This is a genomic window from Janthinobacterium sp. 64 (assembly GCF_002813325.1).
In the GTDB taxonomy this organism is placed as follows: Bacteria; Pseudomonadota; Gammaproteobacteria; order Burkholderiales; family Burkholderiaceae_D; genus Janthinobacterium.
Genome location: NZ_PHUG01000001.1, coordinates 1,301,847 through 1,322,711 on the forward strand (window position 1 = coordinate 1,301,847; position 20,865 = coordinate 1,322,711).

Annotated in this window: 20 protein-coding genes; 6 read left to right on the plus strand and 14 right to left on the minus strand. The window is 65.0% G+C overall.

The window, feature by feature from the left end; all coding sequences use genetic code 11:
• Positions 1-23: 23 nt before the first annotated feature.
• The 11 genes from CLU91_RS05715 to ppnN all read right to left on the minus strand — a co-directional run bounded on the left by CLU91_RS05715 (position 24) and on the right by ppnN (position 10,544).
• Positions 24-1,025 carry a Gfo/Idh/MocA family protein gene (locus CLU91_RS05715; protein WP_100873378.1) on the minus strand — a complete coding sequence of 334 codons (1,002 nt, stop codon included), beginning with the start codon at positions 1,023-1,025 and terminating at the stop codon, positions 24-26.
• 12 nt (positions 1,026-1,037) lie between these two features.
• Complete coding sequence (locus CLU91_RS05720) at positions 1,038-2,063, minus strand: porin (protein WP_100873379.1); 1,026 nt, start codon at positions 2,061-2,063, stop codon at positions 1,038-1,040.
• A 35-nt stretch (positions 2,064-2,098) separates the two neighbouring features.
• Positions 2,099-3,058 (minus strand): 2-hydroxyacid dehydrogenase, encoded by a 960-nt coding sequence (locus CLU91_RS05725; RefSeq protein WP_100873380.1) that lies wholly within the window; start codon positions 3,056-3,058, stop codon positions 2,099-2,101.
• A gap of 20 nt (positions 3,059-3,078) precedes the next feature.
• Complete coding sequence (locus CLU91_RS05730; RefSeq protein ID WP_100873381.1) at positions 3,079-4,026, minus strand: sugar kinase; 948 nt, start codon at positions 4,024-4,026, stop codon at positions 3,079-3,081.
• Positions 4,023-4,769: a sugar phosphate isomerase/epimerase family protein gene (locus CLU91_RS05735; RefSeq protein WP_100873382.1), complete on the minus strand. Its 747-nt coding sequence runs from the start codon at positions 4,767-4,769 to the stop codon at positions 4,023-4,025. The genes CLU91_RS05730 and CLU91_RS05735 overlap by 4 nt, the downstream gene beginning before the upstream one ends.
• Entirely contained in the window at positions 4,766-5,500 is a 735-nt protein-coding gene (locus CLU91_RS05740) for an amino acid ABC transporter ATP-binding protein (protein ID WP_100873383.1), read from the minus strand. Before CLU91_RS05740 ends, CLU91_RS05735 begins: the two co-directional genes overlap by 4 nt.
• Positions 5,487-6,137 carry an amino acid ABC transporter permease gene (locus tag CLU91_RS05745; protein ID WP_100873384.1) on the minus strand — a complete coding sequence of 217 codons (651 nt, stop codon included), beginning with the start codon at positions 6,135-6,137 and terminating at the stop codon, positions 5,487-5,489. The genes CLU91_RS05740 and CLU91_RS05745 overlap by 14 nt, the downstream gene beginning before the upstream one ends.
• A 1-nt stretch (position 6,138) precedes the next feature.
• Positions 6,139-6,831, minus strand: coding sequence for an amino acid ABC transporter permease (locus CLU91_RS05750; RefSeq protein WP_100873385.1), 693 nt, complete (start codon positions 6,829-6,831; stop codon positions 6,139-6,141).
• Positions 6,832-6,921: 90 nt separating this feature from the next.
• Entirely contained in the window at positions 6,922-7,728 is an 807-nt protein-coding gene (locus CLU91_RS05755; RefSeq protein WP_100873386.1) for a transporter substrate-binding domain-containing protein, read from the minus strand.
• 207 nt (positions 7,729-7,935) lie between these two features.
• A complete protein-coding gene (locus CLU91_RS05760) occupies positions 7,936-8,985 on the minus strand; it encodes a LacI family DNA-binding transcriptional regulator (protein WP_100873387.1) in 1,050 nt (349 codons plus the stop codon).
• Positions 8,986-9,173: 188 nt separating this feature from the next.
• Positions 9,174-10,544, minus strand: coding sequence for a nucleotide 5'-monophosphate nucleosidase PpnN (gene ppnN / locus CLU91_RS05765; RefSeq protein WP_100873388.1), 1,371 nt, complete (start codon positions 10,542-10,544; stop codon positions 9,174-9,176).
• A gap of 368 nt (positions 10,545-10,912) precedes the next feature.
• On the opposite strand from ppnN, the gene CLU91_RS05770 reads away from it, so the two are divergent.
• The 4 genes from CLU91_RS05770 to CLU91_RS05785 all read left to right on the plus strand — a co-directional run bounded on the left by CLU91_RS05770 (position 10,913) and on the right by CLU91_RS05785 (position 15,280).
• Complete coding sequence (locus CLU91_RS05770) at positions 10,913-12,361, plus strand: peptide MFS transporter (protein WP_442906595.1); 1,449 nt, start codon at positions 10,913-10,915, stop codon at positions 12,359-12,361.
• Between the two features lie 131 nt (positions 12,362-12,492).
• Positions 12,493-13,179, plus strand: a complete 687-nt coding sequence (locus CLU91_RS05775) for a UPF0149 family protein (RefSeq protein WP_100873390.1) — start codon at positions 12,493-12,495, stop codon at positions 13,177-13,179.
• 12 nt (positions 13,180-13,191) lie between these two features.
• On the plus strand, positions 13,192-14,886 hold the full coding sequence (locus tag CLU91_RS05780; protein WP_100873391.1) for a hypothetical protein: 1,695 nt from the start codon (positions 13,192-13,194) through the stop codon (positions 14,884-14,886).
• A 13-nt stretch (positions 14,887-14,899) separates the two neighbouring features.
• A complete protein-coding gene (locus tag CLU91_RS05785; protein ID WP_100873392.1) occupies positions 14,900-15,280 on the plus strand; it encodes a hypothetical protein in 381 nt (126 codons plus the stop codon).
• On the opposite strand, the gene CLU91_RS05790 is transcribed toward CLU91_RS05785, so the two are convergent.
• On the minus strand, positions 15,267-15,836 hold the full coding sequence (locus tag CLU91_RS05790; RefSeq protein ID WP_100873393.1) for a GNAT family N-acetyltransferase: 570 nt from the start codon (positions 15,834-15,836) through the stop codon (positions 15,267-15,269). The genes CLU91_RS05785 and CLU91_RS05790 overlap by 14 nt on opposite strands.
• Positions 15,837-15,886: 50 nt before the next feature.
• On the minus strand, positions 15,887-16,114 hold the full coding sequence (locus CLU91_RS05795) for a hypothetical protein (protein WP_100873394.1): 228 nt from the start codon (positions 16,112-16,114) through the stop codon (positions 15,887-15,889).
• Between the two features lie 133 nt (positions 16,115-16,247).
• Between CLU91_RS05795 and CLU91_RS05800 the strand changes: the two genes are divergently transcribed.
• Entirely contained in the window at positions 16,248-17,453 is a 1,206-nt protein-coding gene (locus CLU91_RS05800) for a hypothetical protein (RefSeq protein WP_100873395.1), read from the plus strand.
• Positions 17,446-18,375 carry an AAC(3) family N-acetyltransferase gene (locus CLU91_RS05805; protein ID WP_157814614.1) on the plus strand — a complete coding sequence of 310 codons (930 nt, stop codon included), beginning with the start codon at positions 17,446-17,448 and terminating at the stop codon, positions 18,373-18,375. The genes CLU91_RS05800 and CLU91_RS05805 overlap by 8 nt, the downstream gene beginning before the upstream one ends.
• 56 nt (positions 18,376-18,431) lie before the next feature.
• Here the strand turns inward: CLU91_RS05805 and CLU91_RS05810 are convergent, their stop codons facing one another.
• Entirely contained in the window at positions 18,432-20,699 is a 2,268-nt protein-coding gene (locus CLU91_RS05810; protein WP_100873397.1) for an OPT family oligopeptide transporter, read from the minus strand.
• Positions 20,700-20,865: the final 166 nt, after the last annotated feature.

A 20,865-nucleotide genomic window follows, 5' to 3' on the forward strand; every position in this document is an offset into this window, starting at 1 on the left:
TTTTTTACTGATGCAGCCTGCTATCAGCCGGCCAGGGTCACGCGCTGGTGGCTGCGGCTGGCCTGCTGCGCCGCCAGCGCCGTGGCCAGCGCGCGCATGCCGTCGTCGCCGGTGGCGGCCGGCTGCCCTTCGCCGCGCATGGCGCGCTGGAAGGCGCGCACCGAGCGCACGTACAGGTTTTCATGCTCGACAGGGATGTCGATGCTGCCGCCGTCGCGCGTCAGGCTGATGCTGCCAACGGGGCGCTGCGTCATCACGCCGGTGGCGAAGATGGTGCCCTTCGTGCCGATGATTTCCACGCCGGACAGCGAATGCGGCGCGTTGAACGCGTCGTGCACCTGCACCAGGGTGCCGTTGTCGAACTCGATGACGGCCATCAGTCCCTCTTCCAGCCCGGCCACCGTCATGCCGCCGCTGGTGGCGCAGGCGGTGACGTGGCGCGGCTCCGCGTCGAGCAGGAAGCGCAGGGTGTCGACGTCGTGCACGAACATGTCGAGCGTGACGCCACCCGACTCCGGCGCGTCCAGGCGCCAGCCGCGCAGGTGCTGCGGCAGGTTGTTCGCGTGCAGCACGCGGCCATACAGGGGCTGGCCGATCTCGCCCGCGCGTATCAGCTCGCGCACCTTGCCGTGGCTGGCCGCGTTGCGCAGGTGGTGGTTAATCCCCAGCACCACGCCCGCTTCGGCGCAGCCATCGACCATGCGGCGGGCGTCCTCCAGGTTCAGCGCCAGCGGCTTTTCGCACAGCACGTGCTTGCCGGCGCGCGCCGCCTGCAAGGTCTGCGCCATGTGCCACTCGTTGGTGGTGCTGATGTACACGGCGTCCGCGCCCGGATGCGCGAGCGCCGCGTCGAGGTCCGTGTAGCTGGCGGCGATGCCGAATTGTTCGGCAAAGGCGGCGCCGCGCGCGGCGTCCCGGCTGACCACGGCCAGCACTTCGGCATCGCCCTGCTGGCGAATCGCGTCGACCATCCATTCGCGCGCCACGGTGCTGGCGCCGACCAAAATCCATCCGGTTTTCTTCATTCGATTTTCCCCTTAAAAAGTGTGGCGCAGGCCCAGGTTCCAGGCCTGGTTGCCGCTGCCGTTGTCGGTGGCGTTGCCCACCAGGTAGGCGGCGCCGTTGCGGTTGTCGATGTGCGCGTAAGCCGCGTACAAGGTGCTGCGTTTCGACAGCGCGTACGTGTAGCCGATGCCGATCTGGGAAGCGTCGCCGTTGGCGGCACGCCGGTCGTCGCGCCGCACGTACGAGAACAGGATGCGGTGCGGGCCCACCGGCACGGTGGCGCCCAGCATCAGGTCCGCGCTGTCGACCGTGGTGGCGGCGCCAGCCGTGCTCTTGCTGACGGCGACGGCGCCATGCGCCTTGACGACGCCGAAGTCCCAGGTGGCGCCCAGCACCGTGTTGCGCGCCGTCCCCGCCACCAGCGCGGCGGACAGGGTATTGGCGTCCTGGTGCGCCATGCGCACATACAGCGGCCCGCTGGCATAGGTGGCCGCCGCGCCCGCGTAGCGTTTGGCCGACGCATCGCCCGGTACTTCGCCGAAGCCGTACGCCAGTTCGCCGGAAAGGCCGCCGCGCACGGGCGAGCTGTAGGTGACGCTGTTGTCGACCCGGCTGATGTAGCCGGCCGTGAAGACGTTGCTCATCCTGCCCGCAAACCCCAGGTAAAACGGGTCCAGCGCGCCCAGGCTGCTGTCGATGAAGGTGTACTGGCGGCCCAGCCGCAGCGTGCCCGCAGGGCCGGCGAGGCCGACGAAGGCCTGGCGTCCGAACAGCAGGCCGCCCTGGGCGGACGCGCCCGTGTCGGCCAGGATGCCCGCATCCATCGTAAAGATTGCCGTCATGCCGCCGCCCAGGTCTTCGCTGCCCTTGAAACCGAGCCGCGAGCCGTTGGCGATGCCGCTCGTCACCTTGAGCACCCTGCCCCCTAGGCCGCCGCTCTCGGATACCACGCCCATATCCGCGATGCCGTACATGGTCACGTTCGACTGCGCGCTACACAGGCCGCCGCAAGCGCCTGCGCCGATGATGATGATTGCCCTTGCTACCTTGTTCTTCATGTCTTGCCCTGTCTGTCTTTTTATGGATACTGTTCTTAGCCGACCAGGTAGCGCGGACGCTCGCCGCGCAAGCCAGCCAGCAGGTTGTCCACCGCCTGCTGCGCCATGGCGTAGCGCGTTTCGTGCGTGGCCGAGCCGATGTGCGGCAACGCCACCACATTGGCCATGCCGGGCAGCGGATTGTCCCGCGCCAGCGGTTCGTGCTCGAACACGTCGAGACCGGCGCCGTGGATGGCACCCTGCTGCAGCGCCTCGATCAGCGCCGCCTCGTCGACGATGCGCCCGCGCGAACCGTTGATGAAGATGGCGCCGGGGCGCATCAGCGCGAACTCGCGCCGGCCCATCATGCGTTCCGTCTGCGCCGTCAGCGGCAGCACCACGCAGACGAAGTCGGAGCCGGCCAGCAAGTCGTCGAGCGCCACCTGGCGCGCGCCCAGCGCCGCCTCCACCTCGGGCACCGCTTCGCCATTCACGTACAGCACCTGCATGCCGAAACCGAGCGCGGCGCGGCGGGCCACGGCGCGGCCGATGCGGCCCATGCCCAACATGCCGATGGTCTTGCCGTGCACGTTGACGCCGTACTGGCTTTCGCCCACGCTGCGCGTCCAGCGCCCCGCCTTGACGAATTCGGCCAGTTCGACGACCCTGCGCGCACTGGCGAGTATCAGTGCGAAGATCGTGTCGGCCGTCGTTTCCGTCAGCACGTCCGGCGTATTGGCCAGCAAGATGCCCCGTTCGCGCAGGTAATCGACGTCGAACTGGTCGACGCCCACGGAAATAGTGGAAATGATGCGCAGGTCGACGGCCGGCTCCAGCAATTCGCGGTCCAGGCGCACGCTGGCGCCCAGCAAGCCGTGCGCGCCGCGGATGGCGTCGGCGAACGCGGCGCGGTTGCCCGCATCGATGGCCTCGAAGTACGTCACCTCGCATTCGGCGCGCAAGCGCGCCAGCAGCGGTTCGGCCAGCTTTTTATAGACAAGCACATGTTTTTTCACGGGTTTTTCTCCTGTTCGGTTCAAGATGGGACCAGCGCGTCGAGCTGGGCGCGGGTGGGCAAGCCTTCCATGTCGCCGGCCACCTGGATGGCGAAGGCGCCGACCCGGTTGCCGCGCCCTACCGCCTGCGCCAGCGGCAAGCCTTCCAGCAAGGCGCTGACCAGGCCGGCCGCAAAGCCGTCGCCGGCGCCCACCGTGTCGACCACGTTGGCCACGCGCTCGCCCGCCACCATGCCGCTGTCGCCCTCGGCCGTGCGGTAATAGGCGCCCTCGGCCCCCAGCTTGACGACCACCAGGCGCGCGCCCTGCTGCAGATAAAAGCCGGCGACGTCGTGCGGCAAGTCGTGGCCGGTGAGGATTTTTCCTTCCCCCAGGCCGGGCAGCACCCAGTCCGCCTTGGCGGCGAGGCGGTTGATCTGCTCGACCATGACGGCTTGCGACGGCCACAGCGAGGGCCGCAGGTTCGGATCGAACGACACGCTGCGGCCGTTGGCGCGCATGAAATCGAGCGCCTGGCCGGCAAACGCCAGGCTGGTCTCGGACAGCGCCGCGGCCACGCCCGTGGCGTGCAAATGGCGCGCGGACAGGAAATAGGCGGGGTCGAAGTGCTCGGGCGCCAGCCGGCTGGCGGCAGAACCCTTGCGGAAGTATTCGACCAGCGGATCGGCGCCGTTCTCGGCCTTTTCCTTGAGCAGGAAGCCGCTGGACTGGCCGGCGACGGCGACGACCCGGCTGCAATCGACGCCCTCGGCCTGCACGCTGGCGCGGATGAAGCGGCCAAACGAGTCGTCGCCCACGCGGCTCAGCCAGCCGACTTTCAAGCCCAGGCGCGCCAGGCCGATGGCGACATTCGTCTCGGCGCCGGCCAGGCGGCGCGTAAAGTGCGCCACGGCGGCCAGGTCGCCCGTTTGCTCGGCAACGAACATCGCCATCGCCTCGCCATAGGTAACGACGTCGAGTTTCATCATGCGGCCTCCAGGATTTGAATGTAGCGGGTCGTTTCAGCCACCAGGTCGGCGCCCTCGAGCGGGAATTCGATGGCCCGCTGCACACCGGGCGCAAAGTGCGCGAAGACGGCGCGCCAGGCGGGATCGGCTTCAGAGACGGCGCAGGCGGACAGCCGGCCCCCGTCATCAAGAACGGCCTTGCAATGCACATAGCGCACGTACGGCGCCAGCAGGCGCGCCGCCTGCTGCGCATCCTCGCCCACCCAGCGCCAGTTGCCGATGTCGAAGGTCAGCCCCACCGGCAGATCAAGTTCGCGCGCCGCCGCCAGGAAGCGCGCCATGGGCGCCAGTTTGCCGCCGTGGGCCGTCTGATCGTTTTCCACCAGCAGCGCCACGGGTGCGGCCTCCAGCTGCGCCTTCAAGGCCGGCAAGTCCGGCGCGGCCGGGTAATGGCCCAGCGACACCTTCAGGTAGCGCGCCCCCAGGCGCGCCGCCTCGTCCAGCATCTGCTGCAGCAGTGCGTGCCGCAGCAATCCGTCCGCGCCCCACAATTCGATGGGCGTGGAATACACCGAGTACAGGCCGCGCGCAGCCACGGCCGCGCCCATGCGCGCCAGGTCAGGCACGTCGGAAGTAAACAGTTCGCGGCGGATCTCGATTCCGGCACCGCCCGCATCGGCCACCACGTCGATGAAATGGCTTTGCCCCAGCTGCCTGACCCTGCTTGCGCCGTAGGCCGACGCCGCCACCAGGACGGGGCTCACTTGATCGCTCCCGCGCCGACGAACTGGCGCGCTTCGGGCGTTTGCGGGTTGCTGAAAAACGCTTCCGACGGCCCGCTCTCCCACACCAATCCCTGGTGCATGAAGACGGTGACGTCGGCCATGCGCCGCGCGAACTCCATCTCGTGCGTCACCAGCAGCATGGTCATGCCCGCCTGCGCCAGCTCCTCCATCACCTTCAGCACTTCCTGCGTCAGTTCCGGGTCGAGCGCCGACGTCACTTCGTCGAACAGCATCACCTGCGGTTCCATCGCCAGCGAACGGGCGATCGCCACGCGCTGCTGCTGGCCGCCCGACAGCTGCTCGGGATAGGCTTCGCGCTTGTGCTCCAGGCCCACCTGCTTGAGCACGCGCAGCGCCGTGGCGCGGCCCTGGGCATCGGGCACCTTCTTGACGATGCGCGGCGCCAGCATGACGTTTTCTTCCACGGTCAGGTGGGGGAACAGGTTGTAGCTCTGGAAGACCATGCCGACGTCCTTGCGCAAGTCGAGCAGGCGTTCCTGGCGCGCCGTCAGCGTATGGCCGGCCACGACGATGCTGCCGCTGTCGATGGTTTCCAGGCCGTTGATACAGCGCAGCATGGTGCTTTTCCCCGAGCCGCTGCGGCCGATCACGGCGATCACCTGGCCCCGCTCGACGGCGAACGAGACGCCCTTGAGCACGTGATTGGCGCCGAAGCTCTTGCTGATATTGTCGATTTCAACGATGGGCATGGAATTTCCTTTCCAGTGAATGGCTGTAGCGCGACAGCGGATAGCACAGCGCGAAGTAGATCAGGGCGACGATGGGGAAGACGATGAAAGGCAGGAAGGTCGCATTGCTGACCAGTTGCCCTGCGCGCGTCAGTTCCACCACGCCGATGATCGAGGTGATCGACGTGTTCTTGATGATCTGCACCATGAAGCCCACCGTCGGCGGCAGCGAATGGCGCAGCGCCTGCGGCAGGATGACGTAGCGCAGCTGCTGGTAGCGGTTCAGCGCCAGCGCGGCCGATGCTTCCCACTGCTGCCGCTGCACGCCTTCGATGCAGCCGCGCCAGATCTCGCCCAGGTAGGCGCTGGCAAAGATCGTCATCGCCGCGCCGGCCGCGATGAGCGGCGACAGCTTGTAGCCGAACAGCGCCAACCCGTAATAGGTCAGGAACAGCACGATCAGCACGGGCGTGCCCTGGACCAGCTGGATGTACAGGGCGCTGATGAAACGCAGGAACGGACTGCGCGCCGTGCGCAGCAGCGCCACCGCGAAGCCGGCGATGCCGCCCGTGACGAAGACGATCAGCGACAGGCCGATGGTCCAGCGCGTGGCCTCGAGCAGAAATTGCAGGTTATCCCAGGAAAAATCACTGATCATGTCATGCTCCCATGCGCACCGCGCCCAGACGGCGGCGGCGTTTGAAGACGATCTGGCCCAGCACCCAGAAGCTGAAGCGGAACAGCAGGGCCAGCAGGATGTACAGCACCATCACGACGATGTAGATCTCGAAGCTGCGGAAGGTTTCCGAGTCGAGCAGGTGGGCGGCGGCGGTCAGCTCTTCGGCAGAAATGGCCGACACGACGCTTGAGGCCAGCATCATCAAGGTGAACTGGCTGGCCAGCGCCGGATACACTTTTTCCAGCGCCGGCAGCAGCACCACGTGGCGCATCACCTGCCAGCGCGTCATGCCCAGGGCTTGGGCCGCTTCCAGCTGCGACGGATGCACGGCGCCGATGCCGGCCCGCACGATCTCGGCCGCATAAGCGCCGAGGTTGACCGTCATGGCGACGAGCGCGGCGCCGTTCGCGTCCAGCTGCAAGCCCAGCGACGGCAAGCCGAAGTAGATGATGAACAGCTGCACCAGGAACGGCGTGCTGCGGATGATCTCGACATAGGCGCGCACCACGGCGCGGGCATAGGCGGGACCGTTCTTCAGGATGACGGCGGCGCACACGCCCACCGCCAGCCCCAGCACCATCGCCAAGGCGCTCAGGCGTATCGTCAATGCCGCGCCCCACAGCAGGCGGTCCAGCGATTGCATGACGAGTTCAAAATGAAATTCATACGGCATACTCAACTCCTTGTCTGCGTGCGCATCCCCGGCGGCGCCACCATGGCGGCGCGCCGTGCGGACGGGCACTTTCCTATGCGGCTGGCGGTATCAAAAGGTCGGCAGCGCCGGCAGCGGCGCGCCGCTCCACTTGCGCGCGATGGCGTCGAGTTCGCCGTTCAGCTTGACGTAATAGATGAAGTTGTTGAGCCACTGGTGCAGCTCGAAATCGCCGCGGCGCACGGCCATCGAGTTCGGTTGCAGCGAGTAGGCGAAGCGGACCTCGATCTTGCCGGCGCCGCGCGTCTTGATGATGTCGAGCGCCATCGTGCTGGGAATCGAGACTGCATCGACCTGCTTGCTGAGCAAAGCCTGGGTGACGGTGGCGTCATCCTCGAAACGCACGATGGCCGTGCCAGCCGGTGCCATGCGGCTCAGCGCCGTGTCATTGGTGGTGCCGCGCGTCATGCCCACCTTCTTCCCCTTCAAGTCGGCCAGGGCCTTGAATTTGCCGCCGACGGGCGCGACGATGGCCAGCTCGAACGCGCTGTAGGGCATGGTGAACATCAGAGTCTTGGCCCGTTCCGGCGTGGGCGCCAGGGTCGCCACGAGGAAGTCGACCTTGCCCGATTCCAGCGACGGCACGCGCGACGGCGCCGTCAGGGGCACGACTTCCACGGGCAGGTTCAGGTATTTGCCGATCAGGTTGGCCACGTCGACGTCATAGCCGACGGGCGCGCCCTTGGCGTCGATGCTGCCGAACGGCGGCGTGCCGCTGACGACGCCGATGGTCAGCTTGCCCTTCTTGATCAAGTCGCCAAGCGTCTGGGCGCCGGCGTCGGCCGCCGCGCCGAGGGCGCACGTTGCTGCCAGTGCGCAGGCCACGAATTTCGCGTAAAACAGTGTCGTCATCTTCATGCTCAGTCTCCTGTGATCCCGGTACCGGCCTCGTCGAGGCACTTCCGGGAATATTGTCAAATGGACGATTTATTTCGTCTCTTGCCCTTTTCCACCTTTACTACGCTTGACTACGCTTGACTACCCACGCCCCTTTCCAGTGTGAATACAATCTATGAAACCGGTTCCATAACCTTTCCAAAAAAAAGGGCAAGGCCCTCTTCCCCGTCAGTCGCCGCCGCGGGTGGAGTTGCGCACAATCAGCTTGCCAGGCAACAGCACTTCGCGCGGCGGGCATTGCTCGCCCTGCAGGCGCGACAGCATGCACGTCATCGCCGAAAAGCCGATTTCATAGGTCTGCTGCTCTATCGTGCTCAGGCCCGCCAGCGGCGACCACGGCAATTCGTCAAAACCCAGCAAGCCCACGTCCTGCGGCATGCGCAAGGCGAGGCGCTGCAGCATCAGCGCCAGTTCCAGCGCCACCATGCCGTTCGAGGCCAGCAGCGCCACGCGGCGGCCGCGCCACTGCGCCAGGCACTGCCGCACCTGCGCGTCGATGGAAGGCCGGTCGTCCAGGTCCACCGCCAGCACTGCACCCACGCAAGCCGGATGCTCGGCCATCACGGCCTGGAAACCCTCGGCGCGCATCAGGCGCGAGCTGACGCCCGTCAAGGGCGGCGCGACGAAGGCGATGGCGTCGAACCCCTGCTCGATCAGATGCGCCGTGGCCAGCCGGCCCGCCTGCACATTGTCCAGCCCCACCAGGTCGAAATCGGCGCCCTCGATGCGGCGGTCGACGAGCACGATGGGCATGTCCGCCTGCTGCAAATCGGACGATTCAATATTGCGCCCTTGCGTGTTGACGATCAGCCCTTCCACGCTGTACGAGCGCAGCGCGGCCAGCGACTGGCGTTCGCGCTGTTCGTCATTGCCGGTATTACACAGAATCAAGGTATAGCCATGTTGCTGGCAAGCCGCTTCCACGCCTTGCAGCACGGCCACCGTGTAAGGGTTCAGCATATCGGCCACGACCATGCCGATCAGGCGCGTGCGGCCCCGCTTGAGGCCGCGCGCCATCTGGTTCGGCTGGTAGCCGAGGCGCGCGATGGTGCTGGTGATCTGCTGGCGGATGTTCTCGGACAAAGCGTCGAGCTCGCCGCCGAGAAAGCGCGACACGCTGGTCTTCGACACGCCCGCCTCGCGCGCCACCTGGGCGATGGTCACGGGCCGGGCCGGCTCGCCGGAGAGGTTTTTTTTGCTGCCGCGTACTGAATCCAAGGTCTATCTCCACTACCTGTTGATCTGCATATTTTTATTTTGGAACCGGTTCCAAAGATAGCACCCACGCATCGATGACGCAAGCGATTTGATTGCCTGTGGCGGCGAAGGAACACGATGGGGGCATCAATGAAAAAACGCCGCCCGCCCCCGGCAAATGCTGAGGGCGGGCGGCGCTGGCTGAAAAGTTACTGGATTACTGTATAGCAAGGCACGTACGCCGTGCCCGCCAGTTTCATGCGGTGCTGCGCCACGAACGAGGCCAGCAGCGCATCCATGGGGCCGGCGATGGATTTGTCGCCGTGGATCTCGAAGTTGCCGTGCTCCTCGATCGAACGGATGCCGTCATCCTTGACGTTGCCCGCCACCACGCCGGAAAACGCGCGGCGCAGCTGGGCTGCCAGCAAGTGCGTGGGCTGGTTCTTGTGCAGGCTCAAGTTGCGCATGTTTTCATGCGTGGGCTGGAACGGCTTCTGGAATTCGTGGTCGATCTTCAGCAGCCAATTGAAGTAATACGCATCGCTGTGCGCCTTGCGGAATTCGCGCACCTGGCGTATGCCTTCGAGCATTTCGCGCGCCACCAGTTCCGGGTCGTCGATGATGATTTTATAGCGCTGCTGCGCTTCCGGGCCCAGCGTGTCGCTGATGAACTGGTTGATCTGCACGAAATACTCGCGCGACGTTTCCGGCCCCGTGAAGATCAGCGGGAACGGGATGTCGGCATTGTCCGGATGCAGCAGGATGCCGAGGATATATAAAATCTCTTCGGCCGTGCCTGCGCCACCGGGGAAGACGACGATGCCGTGGCCGGCGCGCACGAACGCTTCCAGGCGTTTTTCGATGTCCGGCATGATGACGAGGTCATTGACGATGGGGTTCGGCGACTCGGCAGCGATGATGCCCGGCTCTGTGATGCCCAGGTAGCGGCCATTGTGCAGGCGCTGCTTGGCGTGGCCGATGGTAGCGCCCTTCATGGGGCCTTTCATGGCGCCGGGGCCGCAACCGGTGCAGATGTCGAGGCCGCGCAAGCCCAGCTGGTAGCCCACTTCCTTCGAATAATTGTATTCGGCGCGGTTGATCGAATGGCCGCCCCAGCAGACGACCAGGTTCGGGTTGAGCTGGGTTTGCAGCACGTTGGCGTTGCGCAGGATGTGGAAGACGGCGTCCGTCACGCCTTCCGTGCTCTGCAAGTCGAATTTCGGGTTGCCCGTCACTTCATCGCTGACGAAGATGATGTCGCGCAGCACGGCAAACAGGTGCTCGTGGATGCCCTTGATCATCTTGCCGTCGACAAAGGCGATGGCCGGCGCGCCCTTGATGTCGAGCTTGATGCCGCGCTCGCGCTGGATGATGGAGATTTCAAACGATTGGTAGCGCTCCAGCAGGGCGCGGCCATCGTCGATGGTGCTGCCGCAATTCAAGACCGCCAGCGCGCAGCGGCGGAAAGTGTTGTACAGGCCGCCCTGGCTGGTGTCGAGCAGTTTGTTGACTTCAGTCTTGGAGAGCACGTCCAGGCGGCCTTCCGGTGAAACCAGAGTATCGATAACGTCGTGTTCCATAATGCGAAAAATCCCTTTAAAAATCGATGCTCGAAGGTCTTGCAGCCTTAATATACGACAAGTCGGGCAAGTTGTGCTGTGCCGCCACAAAATCACCGGGGCCGCCCTTGCCTGCAAACCGGTTTGATTAATATGAAACAGTCATTCTTGCTAATGCGAATGGAAACCTTCGCTCAGCGCAATTTGTAGATTAGAATGCCAGCCTATTGGAATTCCCGTGCGTGAGGTTCTTCATGAGAGTCCCCGCCGCCCGCAGGCTTCCATAAGTTCGTTGTATCGATTGACTATAATAATTTTTCAGGAGGAACCGCATGAGCGGTGCGACTACGCCCAACAAGGAAGCCGTTATTCCCGAGTTCAAGCAGATTATGGGCCATCCAAGCCCATTGTGGATGTTGTTCATGACTGAATTCTGGGAACGCTTCGCGTTCTACGGAGTTCGCTGGGCGCTGGTACTGTACATCGTGGCCCAGTTCCATGCTGGCGACGGTTCGGGACAGGCAGCGGCCAACCTGACCTACGGTTCCTTCCTCGCGCTGGTGTATGCCGGCGCCCTGTTCGGCGGCTACATCGCCGACCGGGTCATCGGTTACCAGCGTTCGATCCTGCTGGGCGCCATCTTCATGGCAGCCGGCCTGTTCTGCATCTCGGTGCCGAACCAGGACATCTTCAACCTGGGCCTGGCCACCATGATCGTCGGTAACGGCATGTTCAAGCCGAACATCTCGACCATGGTCGGCAAGCTGTACACGACAGCCGATCCGCGCCGCGACAGCGGTTTCACGATCTTCTACATGGGCATCAACATGGGCGCCATGGTCGCGCCCGTCTTCACCCAGTGGCTGGCCGAGTCGATCTTCGGCACCAGCGCCATGCCTTCGTACAAGATGGTCTTCATGGCGTCCGGTTTCGGCATGCTGATCAGCCTGGTATGGTTCTTCATCGGCCGCCGCGCCCTGAAGGGCATCGGCGCACCGGAAGCCGGCGCCGGCAACCCGATGCGCGTCGTCTGGGTCGCCCTGGGCTGCCTGTGCGTGATCCCGCTGATGTACTTCCTCTTGACCGTCGGCGCTGAAAAGCTGCAAATCGTCCTGACCGTGCTGTTCGTCGGCCTGGCCGTGATGCTGATGATCGAAGGCATCCGCAACGGCAAAGTGGCGCGCGACCGCGTCATCGCCATGCTGCTGATCTTTGTCTTCAACATCCTGTTCTGGATGTTCTTCGAACAGGCTGGCAGCTCGTTTACCTTCCTGGCCGACAAGATCGTCAACCGCGACCTGGGCTTCTGGATCTTCCCGACCGCCTACTTCCAGACCGTCAATTCGGTCGCCATCATCGTCTTCGCGCCGATCATCGCCGCCGTCTGGGTCTACCTGGCACGCCACAACGTCAATCCGTCGATCCCGCGCAAATTCGGCCTGGGCTTGCTGGGCAATGCGCTGGCCTTCGGCCTGCTGATCTTCGCTCTGTCGAGCCTGGTTGGCGCAGACAACAAGATCCCGTTCTGGACCCTGACTACCGTCTACGTGCTGCAATCGATCGGCGAGCTGTGCCTGTCGCCTATCGGCCTGTCGATGGTCACCAAGCTGGCGCCAGTGCGCCTGGTGGGCCTGGGCATGGGCGGCTGGTTCCTGTCGACCGGTATCGGCAACAACCTGTCGGGCATCTTCGCCAGCCACGTCAGCGGCGAAAGCGGCATGTCGGTACAGTCGGCCCTGTCCGGCTACACCTTCGGCTTCTGGTCCCTGCTGGGCGCCGGCGTGATCCTGTTCCTGATCGCACCGCTGATCAACAAACTGATGCACGGCGTGAAGTAAGCGTCTTGCTGTAGATCGGAACGGCGGCCTGCGGGCCGCCGTTTTGCATTCCGGCGCCGGCTTTCCCCTTGCCGGGCGGTACAATACGGCCAGGGCCACCGGCCACTCCACCCACATCACCAAAGAATATTATGTCCAGCATCTCCACCACCTCGCCCCTCTCCGACGACGAATACGCCGAACTTGACACCTTGCTGGCCGCGCCCGCGCTGGCCGGCCGTGCCATGGACGTGTCGATGCTGGAAGGTTTCCTCACGGCCGTCGCCCTGAGCCCGAAACAGATCGCGCCGGAGCAATGGTTGCCATGGGTGTGGGACAAGGCTGCCGGCGCCACGGCACCCGCACAAGACGAGGCCAGCGAACGGGCCGCCAGCCTGGCGCAGCGCCACCACGCCTACATGGTCGAATGGCTGGCGAAGGACCCGGACAGCTTCGAGCCCATCTACGTCTGCGGCCCCGAATGGAGCGTACCCGCCTGGTGCGCCGGTTTTGTCCTTGGCACCAGCCTGGACAAGCCCCAGTGGGCGGCCCTGGCCGTCAGCCATCCGCAATACCTGGCGCCGTTCCAGCACCTGGCCACAGCCAGCGAACTCGATGACGATGCAGCCGAAACGGCCATGGATGGCGTGATTCCCGCCGTCATCGCCATCAACGCGGCCTGGGCGCGCCAGCGCCACCTGAAAAGCCAGGCGCAAAGCCAGTCCGGCGCCACGGTCTTGCGCGACCTGCCGAAAACGGGCCGCAATGACCCGTGCCACTGCGGCAGCGGCAAGAAGTACAAGAAATGCTGTGCCGACGCCGATAGCGCGGCGACCTAAGGCGATTCCTCCTTGCGCCAGCTGCTGACGGCCATCCTGCGCTTCCTGCTGCGCCACTTGCTGCAGTTCGCGCTGTTCATCGTCATCCTGCTGGCCGGACGCCTGCTGCTGGCCGAATGGCGCGCCTACAGCGCCGGCAGCGAGGCCATCGCCGCACTGCGCCAGGCGTCCGACAGCGCCGGCAGCCATGGCGCCGGCCTGGCGGATGCCGCCACAGCCAGGGTCAACGCCTTGCAAAAAACCTCGCAAACAGCCATCGCCGCGCGCCTGGCGCAAGTCCAGGCGCAATTGACGGCCTTGCACGCGCGGCAGCAAGCGTCGCTGTTTACCCTCCCCCTGCCCGACACGCACACGCTGGCCCTGCACGCGCAGGAAGAAGCGGCGCGCCGCGTGGAAATCGAAGTGCTGGCGCAGGAAGCCCGCTATCTGACGGCCCTGCAGGCGGCGATCAGTGGCGAAGATGCGCGGCACACGCTGGCGCGCATGCATGCGGAACATGTGCGCGCGTATGCGGCACTGCAAAATAATCTGCGCCAGCGTCGGGAACTGGAAGCGCAGCACCCGCTGGCGGCGCACCTGCCTGGCAGCGACGCTTACGCGCAGCTGTCGCGCCTCGAAGCCGAGGGGCAGCGCTGGCGCGAGATCAACCTGCAAGCGTATCGCGCCTGGGCAGCGCAGCGCGCGCGCACCAACAATGCGGCCCGCCCCGCGCCATTCGCCATCGATGGCGCGGCGCTGGCCGGCGCGCTGGCGCCCGTGCAGGCGGCCATCGCCACGAGCGAGGCGCAGCTGGCGCGCAACTGGATCGCCCGCTGGCGCGCGCCCGTCATGGACGTGGCGCCCACGGCCGCCCTGCTGGTGCTGTCGGCCATGCTGCTGCCCGTCGCCATCAAGGCCTGCTTTTACTTCCTGCTGGCGCCCGTCGCTTCGCGCCTGAAACCCTTGTCCATCGCGCACGAACTGCAGCTGTCGGGCAGCGCCCTGCCTCTCCCGCCGCTTGGCAAATCGCGCATTTCCGCCGTCTCGCAAGCATTGCTGCTGCAGCCGGGCCAGCAGATGCTGATCCACCCCGCATACCTGCAGTCGTCGCCCGTCAGCAGCACCAAGCGCACGCAGTGGCTGCTGGACTGGCGCTTTCCCTTCACGAGCCTGGCGGCCGGCATGGTGGCGCTGACGCGGCTGGAAAGCAGCGAGCCGGCATCCGTGACGATATCGGCCAGCGACGATCCGCTGCTGGAAGTGGCCGTCGTGCACCTGCCGGCCGGCAGCGCATTGGTATTCCAGCCACGGGGATTGGTCGGCCTGGTCTGCGACGCGGACCAGCCGCTGGCGATATCGAGCCACTGGCGCCTGGGCAGTCTGCACGCCTGGCTCACCCTGCAGCTGCGCTTCATCGTCTTTCGCGGTCCCGTCACGCTGATCGTGCGCGGCTGCCGTGGCGTGCGCCTGGAACGGGCTGGCCAGGGGCGCTCCATCAGCCAATCCGCCACCCTGGGTTTCAGCACCGACGTGCTGTATTCGACCCTGCGCAGCGAAACCTTCATTCCCTACCTGCGCGGCCGGCAGGCGCTGCTCAACGACCGCTTCGATGGCGACAACGGCGTCTACCTGTACGAAGAAACCCCGCGCCACGGCAAGCAGCCGGGCAAGGTGGGCAGCTGGTTCGAGGGGTTCACCGACGCGATATTGAAAGTGTTCGGCATCTAGCCGGAGCAACCCTATGAACAATTTCCTGTTTGCCGATTTTCTCGAAGACCAGGCCATGTATGCGGCACTGCAAGCGTACTGGCAGGCACGCCTGGCCTTCCTCGATGACCAATGTGCGCCGTATCTGCGCACCGCGTTTGCCAATGGCCAGCCGTTTTATGACGGCAATCCCATCGTCAACCTGGCCGACCGCAACGCCGGCAAGGCGGCGCGCATCGTGCAGCAATGCCCGCGTGAATTCGGCCACGACTACACGAGTTTCGAGCAAGCCATCGAACTGGCCGACGGCGATGGGCATCGCCCGGCACAGGAAAAGATCATCGTGCTGACCTTGACGCAGGCAACGGCGCAAAGGGCCGAGGATGAACTGCGGGCCTGGTTCATGCCTGACTAAAGGCCACATCCTCCGGCACAAAATCAGGTTGCAGCAAACCAAAGATGTGCAGGTCGACAAACACGCCATTTAACAGCTCCCCCTGCCGCAGCACGCCTTCGTGCACAAACCCCAGCCGCTCGGCCAGCGCCATGCTGGCGTGATTACCGGCCGCGCACTGCAATTCGATGCGGTGCAACTGCAGCGCGCCAAATGCATGCGCGAGGACGGCCCGTACCGCGGCGCTGGCGATGCCCCGGCCCTGGTACTGGTGCCCGAGGTAATAGCCAATTTTCGCTTTCCGGTCCTCTGTGTCGATGTCTTTCAGGCGAATGCTGCCGCACAAGACCGTGCCGGAGAAAACATGCCATTCCAGGACTTCGCCGCTGGCCGCGCGTGCGGCAGCGGCCTGCAGATAGGCCTGCGCCTCGCCGAACGAGTCCAGCTGCACCACGGCGGGCAAATAAGCTTGCAGGTGCTCACGGTTTTGCGACACCAGGGTGGCCAGCGCTTGCGCGTGTTCAGGCAAGGTTGGAACAATGGAAATATCAGGAAATGCTGAAAGATTCGGATGCATAGATCCCTGGCGGGCCGGTAAAGTTAAGGTAGAAACACACAGCCGTATCGCTACGCCGCAACCGAATGCGACACCGTCAGCCACTCGCCCAGCTGCAGATTCGCCGCCGCCTCGCGGGCGGCCAGCACGCTGTCGGGGTCCAGGTCCGAGCGGTTCAGCTTGTAGGAATAGGCGAAATCGTCAGCATCGAATGCCTGCCCCGCCTTGACGTAATACTTGAAGCCGACAAAGGAGTCGGGATTGGTGACGACCGAATACTCAAGCGTGACATTGTTCATGGCGGGCCTCGTCGACGACGGTGAAGTAGCCATTATGCGTCAATTCCGGCGGCAGCGAATCCTTGCGGCAAGTCAATAGCCGTGCGGGCTGCCAGCGCTAGAGTAGCCTGAGCCAATCACCAAATGGAATGCCATGCGCACCTTGCTCACGAAGATCCGCAACACACTGGCGCCGCAGGCGAGCCTGCCGGCCGCGGCGCGCATGGAGCGGCTATCGGACCGGCGCGGCCTGCCCGCCTTTGACCCCGGCCCGCAAGCCGTCGTCCAGGCCTGCACGGCCTGGCTGTGCGCGGCGCAAGACCATTCCAGCTCACACGACGGCGGCGTCGCGCGCGACTACAATTTGCTGACGGGCTGGTCGAGCTCCTACCCGGAGACCACCGGCTACATCATCCCCACCATGATCGCCCTGGCGCAGCGCACGGGCGACCATGGTGAAGATGATGCCCTGCACGCACGGGCGCGGCGCATGCTCGATTGGTGCGTGGCCATCCAGTTCCCGCAAGGCGGTTTCCAGGGCGGGAAGATCGATTCCACGCCGCGCGTGCCCGTTACCTTCAACACGGGCCAGATTTTGCTTGGCCTGGCCGCCGGCGTGGCAGCGTATGGCGAAGCCTACGAGGACGCCATGCACCGCGCGGCAAGATGGCTGCGCGACAGCCAGGATGCCGACGGCTGCTGGCGCCGCCATCCGACGCCGTTCGCCGGCCCCGGCGACAAGGCTTATGAGACGCATGTGGCATGGGGCCTGTTCGAAGCGGACCGCATCGCACCGGGCCACAGTTATGGCGCGGCCGGCTTGCGCCAGGTCGACTGGGCGTTGACCAAACAGCGCCCCAACGGCTGGTTCGCTTCCAACTGCCTCGACAACCCGCTCCTGCCTTTGACCCACACCATCGGCTACGCCTTGCGCGGCGTGCTTGAAGCGCACCGCTTTTCGGCGCGCGCCGACCTGCTGGACGCCGCCGTGCGTACCGGCACGAGCGTCGCCAACGCCGTGGCGGCCGATGGCTACCTGGCGGGCCGCCTCGGCCCGGACTTCCAGCCGGGAGCCAGCTACGCCTGCCTCACGGGTTCCGCGCAAAATGCGCATTGCCTGTTCCTGTTGTACCGGCTCACGGGCGAGCGGCGCTACCTCGACGCGGGGCGCCGCCTGAACCGTTACGTGCGGCGCTCGATCAGCATCGACGGTCCCGCACATGCACGCGGCGGCGTCAAGGGCTCGTTTCCCGTCGATGGCGACTACGGCACCTGGGCTTACCTGAACTGGGCCGCCAAGTTCTGCATCGATGCGAACCTGCTGGAACTGGAACTGGCACGGGAGGCCGGCGATGCTTGAGCGAGCCAAAGACGCCGCCAGGGCCGCGCTGGAAGCGTGGCGCCGCACCGGCAGCGCCAGGCACATGCGCCACAGCGCCCGCCACGTGACGCGCTCCGGATTGGTCGCCGGCCTGGCGCGGCTGGGCATCGCGCAGGGAGACACGCTATTCATCCATTCTTCGCTGAAAAGCCTCGGCTACGTGGAAGGCGGCGCGCTCGCCGTGGTACAGGCCCTGCAGGACGCCGTCGGCCCGCAAGGCACCGTGCTGCTGCCCACCTACTACCTGCCCGGCGGCACCGTGCGCGCCACCTGTGAAATGAAAGACTATGTGTTCGACCCGCGCCGCCATGGCACGCACATGGGGCGCTTGCCCGAAGCGTTTCTGGCAAGCGGCAATATCCACCGCAGCATCCACCCTACTCACTCCGTGTCCGCGTGGGGCCGCCATGCCGTCGCTCTCACCGAGGCGCACCACCGCGCGCCCTCGATCTTCGGCACGGGCTCGCCCTGGCAGCGCTTCATCGGCTGCGACCAGGCGAAGGTGCTGGGCCTGGGCATTTCCATGGGGCCGGTGACGTTCTATCACGCGCTGGAAGACGCGATGGGCGACGCCTTTCCCGTGCGCGTGTGGGAAGACGATACCAAGCTGCTGGCCTGCCTGGACCACGCCGGCCGGCGCTGGGAGGTGCCCGTGCGCCCGTTCGACCAGGCAGTCGCCCAGCGCCGCATCGACCATGCAAGCCGGGATGATTTGCGCGATTATTTTGCGCGCGAGTTCGATGCAGCCGGCCTGCGCATGAACGGGCAAGTTGGCGATGCGGCATCGTGGGCCATTCCGGCTCAGGCCTTCTTCGAGCACCTGCGCCAGCTGGCGTCCGACAACGTGACGATCTACGCCAGCGCGGAGCAACTGGCGGTGCGGCCCATCGCTCGTGCATAAAAAAACCGCCCGGTTCGTCATGACGCCGGGCGGTTTTCCTTGGGCTGGCTACAACATCAAGCCTGCGGGCTGTTTGCCTTTTTCTCTCTTGCGACGACATACAGCAACACGATGATGACGGCATACGGCAGCAGCGACAGCGCGTCCGAGTGCAAGCCTGCGTAGAACGGATTGCCATGCTCGGCCCAGTCGGCCATCATCTGGTCGAAGTGCGTCAGCACGCCGGCCGTAATCGCAATGATGATGCCGGCCAGCGCGCCGCCGGCGATGTAGCCGGAGGCCAGCAGCACGCCCGAACTGCGGTCGCCCGCCAGCTGGCGTTCTTCCTCGTTCAGTTTGGCGTTGTGTTCCAGCTTGTTGTTGCGGCGGTCCGCCAGCCAGCGCACCAGGCCACCGACGAAGATCGGCAAGGTCGACGACAGCGGCAGGTACACGCCCACGGAAAACGCCAGCGACGGGATGCCGGCCATTTCCAGCACCACGGCGATCATCACGCCGAACAGCACCAGGGTCCACGGCAGCTGCTGGTCGAGGATGCCCTTGATGATGTAGGACATCAGCACGGCCTTCGGCGCATCGTATTTCTTCACTTCCGAACCGTCGGGACGCTTGCTGTAGTGACCATTGATGCCCGGATCGACCAGGTAGGCCAGTTGGCCATCGTCCTTGACGAAGTACTTGCCGGCCGGGCCACCCACGGTGTCCGTCTTTTGCCAGACTTTATACGTATTGTGGTCGGTCTCGGCTTGCGGGCCATGCAGCTCGCCCGTCACCGTCAGCTTCGACGCATCGACCGTCAGGCCAGGCGCCACTTGCGCGGCCGGCACGTAGACGGTGCTCGCTTCGTTCAGTTTCAGCAGAATCGGTCCCAGGATCAGCGCCGACGACAGCGCGCCGGCCAGAATCGCGTACTGCTGCAGCCGTGGCGTGGCGCCCACCAGGTAGCCGGTTTTCAGATCCTGCGACGTGGTGCCCGCATTGCTGGCGGCGATGCACACGATGGCGCCCACCGACAGGGCCGTCACATAATAACGTCCGCCCGTCCAGCCCATGATCAGGAAGATCAGGCAGGTAAACAGCAAGGTGGCCACGGCCATGCCGGAGATCGGGTTCGACGACGAGCCGATTTCACCCGTCAGGCGCGACGACACGGTGGCGAACAAAAAGCCGAAGACGAGGATCAGCAGCGCGCCGAGGAAGTTCATGTGCAGCGGCGTGGCGAAGGTGATCACGGCGATGATGGACAGACAGCCGATGATGACCCATTTCAGGGGGATATCCTGGTCCGTGCGCAAGGTGGAAGTGTTCTTGACGCCCTTGCCGATGCCTTTCAGGCCGGCCGACAGGCTGCGCCAGATCATGGGCATGGCGCGCACCAGCGAAATCAGGCCGCCGGCGGCCACGGCGCCCGCGCCGATGTACAGCACGTAGGCGCTGCGCACGTCGTCGGCGCCCATTTCGCTGATCAATTTGGTGCCCGGCGAGAGCACGGTGGTCAGGCTGTCGCCGAAGAACTTGATCATCGGGATCAGCAGCAAATACGACAGCACGCCGCCGGCCGCCATGGTGGCGGCGATGCGCGGGCCGATGATGTAGCCCACGCCCAGCAATTCAGGCGAGATCTCGGCGCCGATGGAGCCGCCCTTGAGCGGCGCGGCAAATTCCACGCCCGGCGTGTCTCTCCAGCCCTTGAACGAGATATTGAAGACTTTATACAGCAAGCCGACGGCGAAACCGCCGAAGATGATCTTCGCGCGGCGCTTGGCGTCCAGTGCGGCAGCCGAGTCTTTCTCGATGCTTTCACCGGCGGCGATACGCGATTCTTCCGTGGCGGCCGCCTTGAGCACTTCGGCGCACGCCGTGCCTTCGGGGAATTTGAGTTCCTTGTGCTGATCGACGATCATGGTGCGGCGCATGGGGATCATCATCAAAATGCCCAGCAGGCCGCCGAGGATACCGACCAGCATGACACGCGAGATTTCCAGGTCGAAGCCGAGGATCAAAATGGCGGGCATCGTCACGCCCAGGCCGAAGGCCAGCGATTCGCCGGCCGAACCGGCCGTCTGCGTGATGCTGTTTTCCAGGATCGACGAATCCTTGCCGCCGACCTTCTTGGCCAGGCCGAACAGGGTGATGGCGATCACGGCGACGGGGATCGAGGCACTGACGGTCAGGCCGACTTTCAGCACCAGGTACAGCGAGGAGGCGCCAAAGACCATCCCCAGGATGACGCCCATGAACAGCGCGCGGAAGGTCATCTCGGGCAGCTTCGCATCGGCCGGGATGTACGGCTTCACGACGCTCGGTATTGCATCTTTTGCCATGGATATTTCCTTAATTTTTAAAAATAAACAGCCCGGATTGACGCCCGGGCTATTTGATTGAAGCCGAGACTATCGCACAGCCGCGTTTCGATGAAAAGGTTTTTTGAGATCCATGACGCCGCCCCGCCCGCACGGGAGGCGCTGGCGCATTGGTCTATAATCGCTG

Excerpts from the sequence above, each read along its gene's own strand:
- CLU91_RS05715 (WP_100873378.1), bottom strand. The coding sequence starts at position 1,025 with ATGAAGAAAACCGGATGGATTTTGGTCGGCGCCAGCACCGTGGCGCGC.
- CLU91_RS05720 (WP_100873379.1), bottom strand. The coding sequence starts at position 2,063 with ATGAAGAACAAGGTAGCAAGGGCAATCATCATCATCGGCGCAGGCGCT.
- CLU91_RS05730 (WP_100873381.1), bottom strand. The coding sequence starts at position 4,026 with ATGATGAAACTCGACGTCGTTACCTATGGCGAGGCGATGGCGATGTTC.
- CLU91_RS05740 (WP_100873383.1), bottom strand. The coding sequence starts at position 5,500 with ATGCCCATCGTTGAAATCGACAATATCAGCAAGAGCTTCGGCGCCAAT.
- CLU91_RS05745 (WP_100873384.1), bottom strand. The coding sequence starts at position 6,137 with ATGATCAGTGATTTTTCCTGGGATAACCTGCAATTTCTGCTCGAGGCC.
- CLU91_RS05750 (WP_100873385.1), bottom strand. The coding sequence starts at position 6,831 with ATGCCGTATGAATTTCATTTTGAACTCGTCATGCAATCGCTGGACCGC.
- CLU91_RS05755 (WP_100873386.1), bottom strand. The coding sequence starts at position 7,728 with ATGAAGATGACGACACTGTTTTACGCGAAATTCGTGGCCTGCGCACTG.
- ppnN (WP_100873388.1), bottom strand. The coding sequence starts at position 10,544 with ATGGAACACGACGTTATCGATACTCTGGTTTCACCGGAAGGCCGCCTG.
- CLU91_RS05770 (WP_442906595.1), top strand. The coding sequence starts at position 10,913 with ATGGGCCATCCAAGCCCATTGTGGATGTTGTTCATGACTGAATTCTGG.
- CLU91_RS05775 (WP_100873390.1), top strand. The coding sequence starts at position 12,493 with ATGTCCAGCATCTCCACCACCTCGCCCCTCTCCGACGACGAATACGCC.
- CLU91_RS05785 (WP_100873392.1), top strand. The coding sequence starts at position 14,900 with ATGAACAATTTCCTGTTTGCCGATTTTCTCGAAGACCAGGCCATGTAT.
- CLU91_RS05790 (WP_100873393.1), bottom strand. The coding sequence starts at position 15,836 with ATGCATCCGAATCTTTCAGCATTTCCTGATATTTCCATTGTTCCAACC.
- CLU91_RS05795 (WP_100873394.1), bottom strand. The coding sequence starts at position 16,114 with ATGAACAATGTCACGCTTGAGTATTCGGTCGTCACCAATCCCGACTCC.
- CLU91_RS05800 (WP_100873395.1), top strand. The coding sequence starts at position 16,248 with ATGCGCACCTTGCTCACGAAGATCCGCAACACACTGGCGCCGCAGGCG.
- CLU91_RS05805 (WP_157814614.1), top strand. The coding sequence starts at position 17,446 with ATGCTTGAGCGAGCCAAAGACGCCGCCAGGGCCGCGCTGGAAGCGTGG.
- CLU91_RS05810 (WP_100873397.1), bottom strand. The coding sequence starts at position 20,699 with ATGGCAAAAGATGCAATACCGAGCGTCGTGAAGCCGTACATCCCGGCC.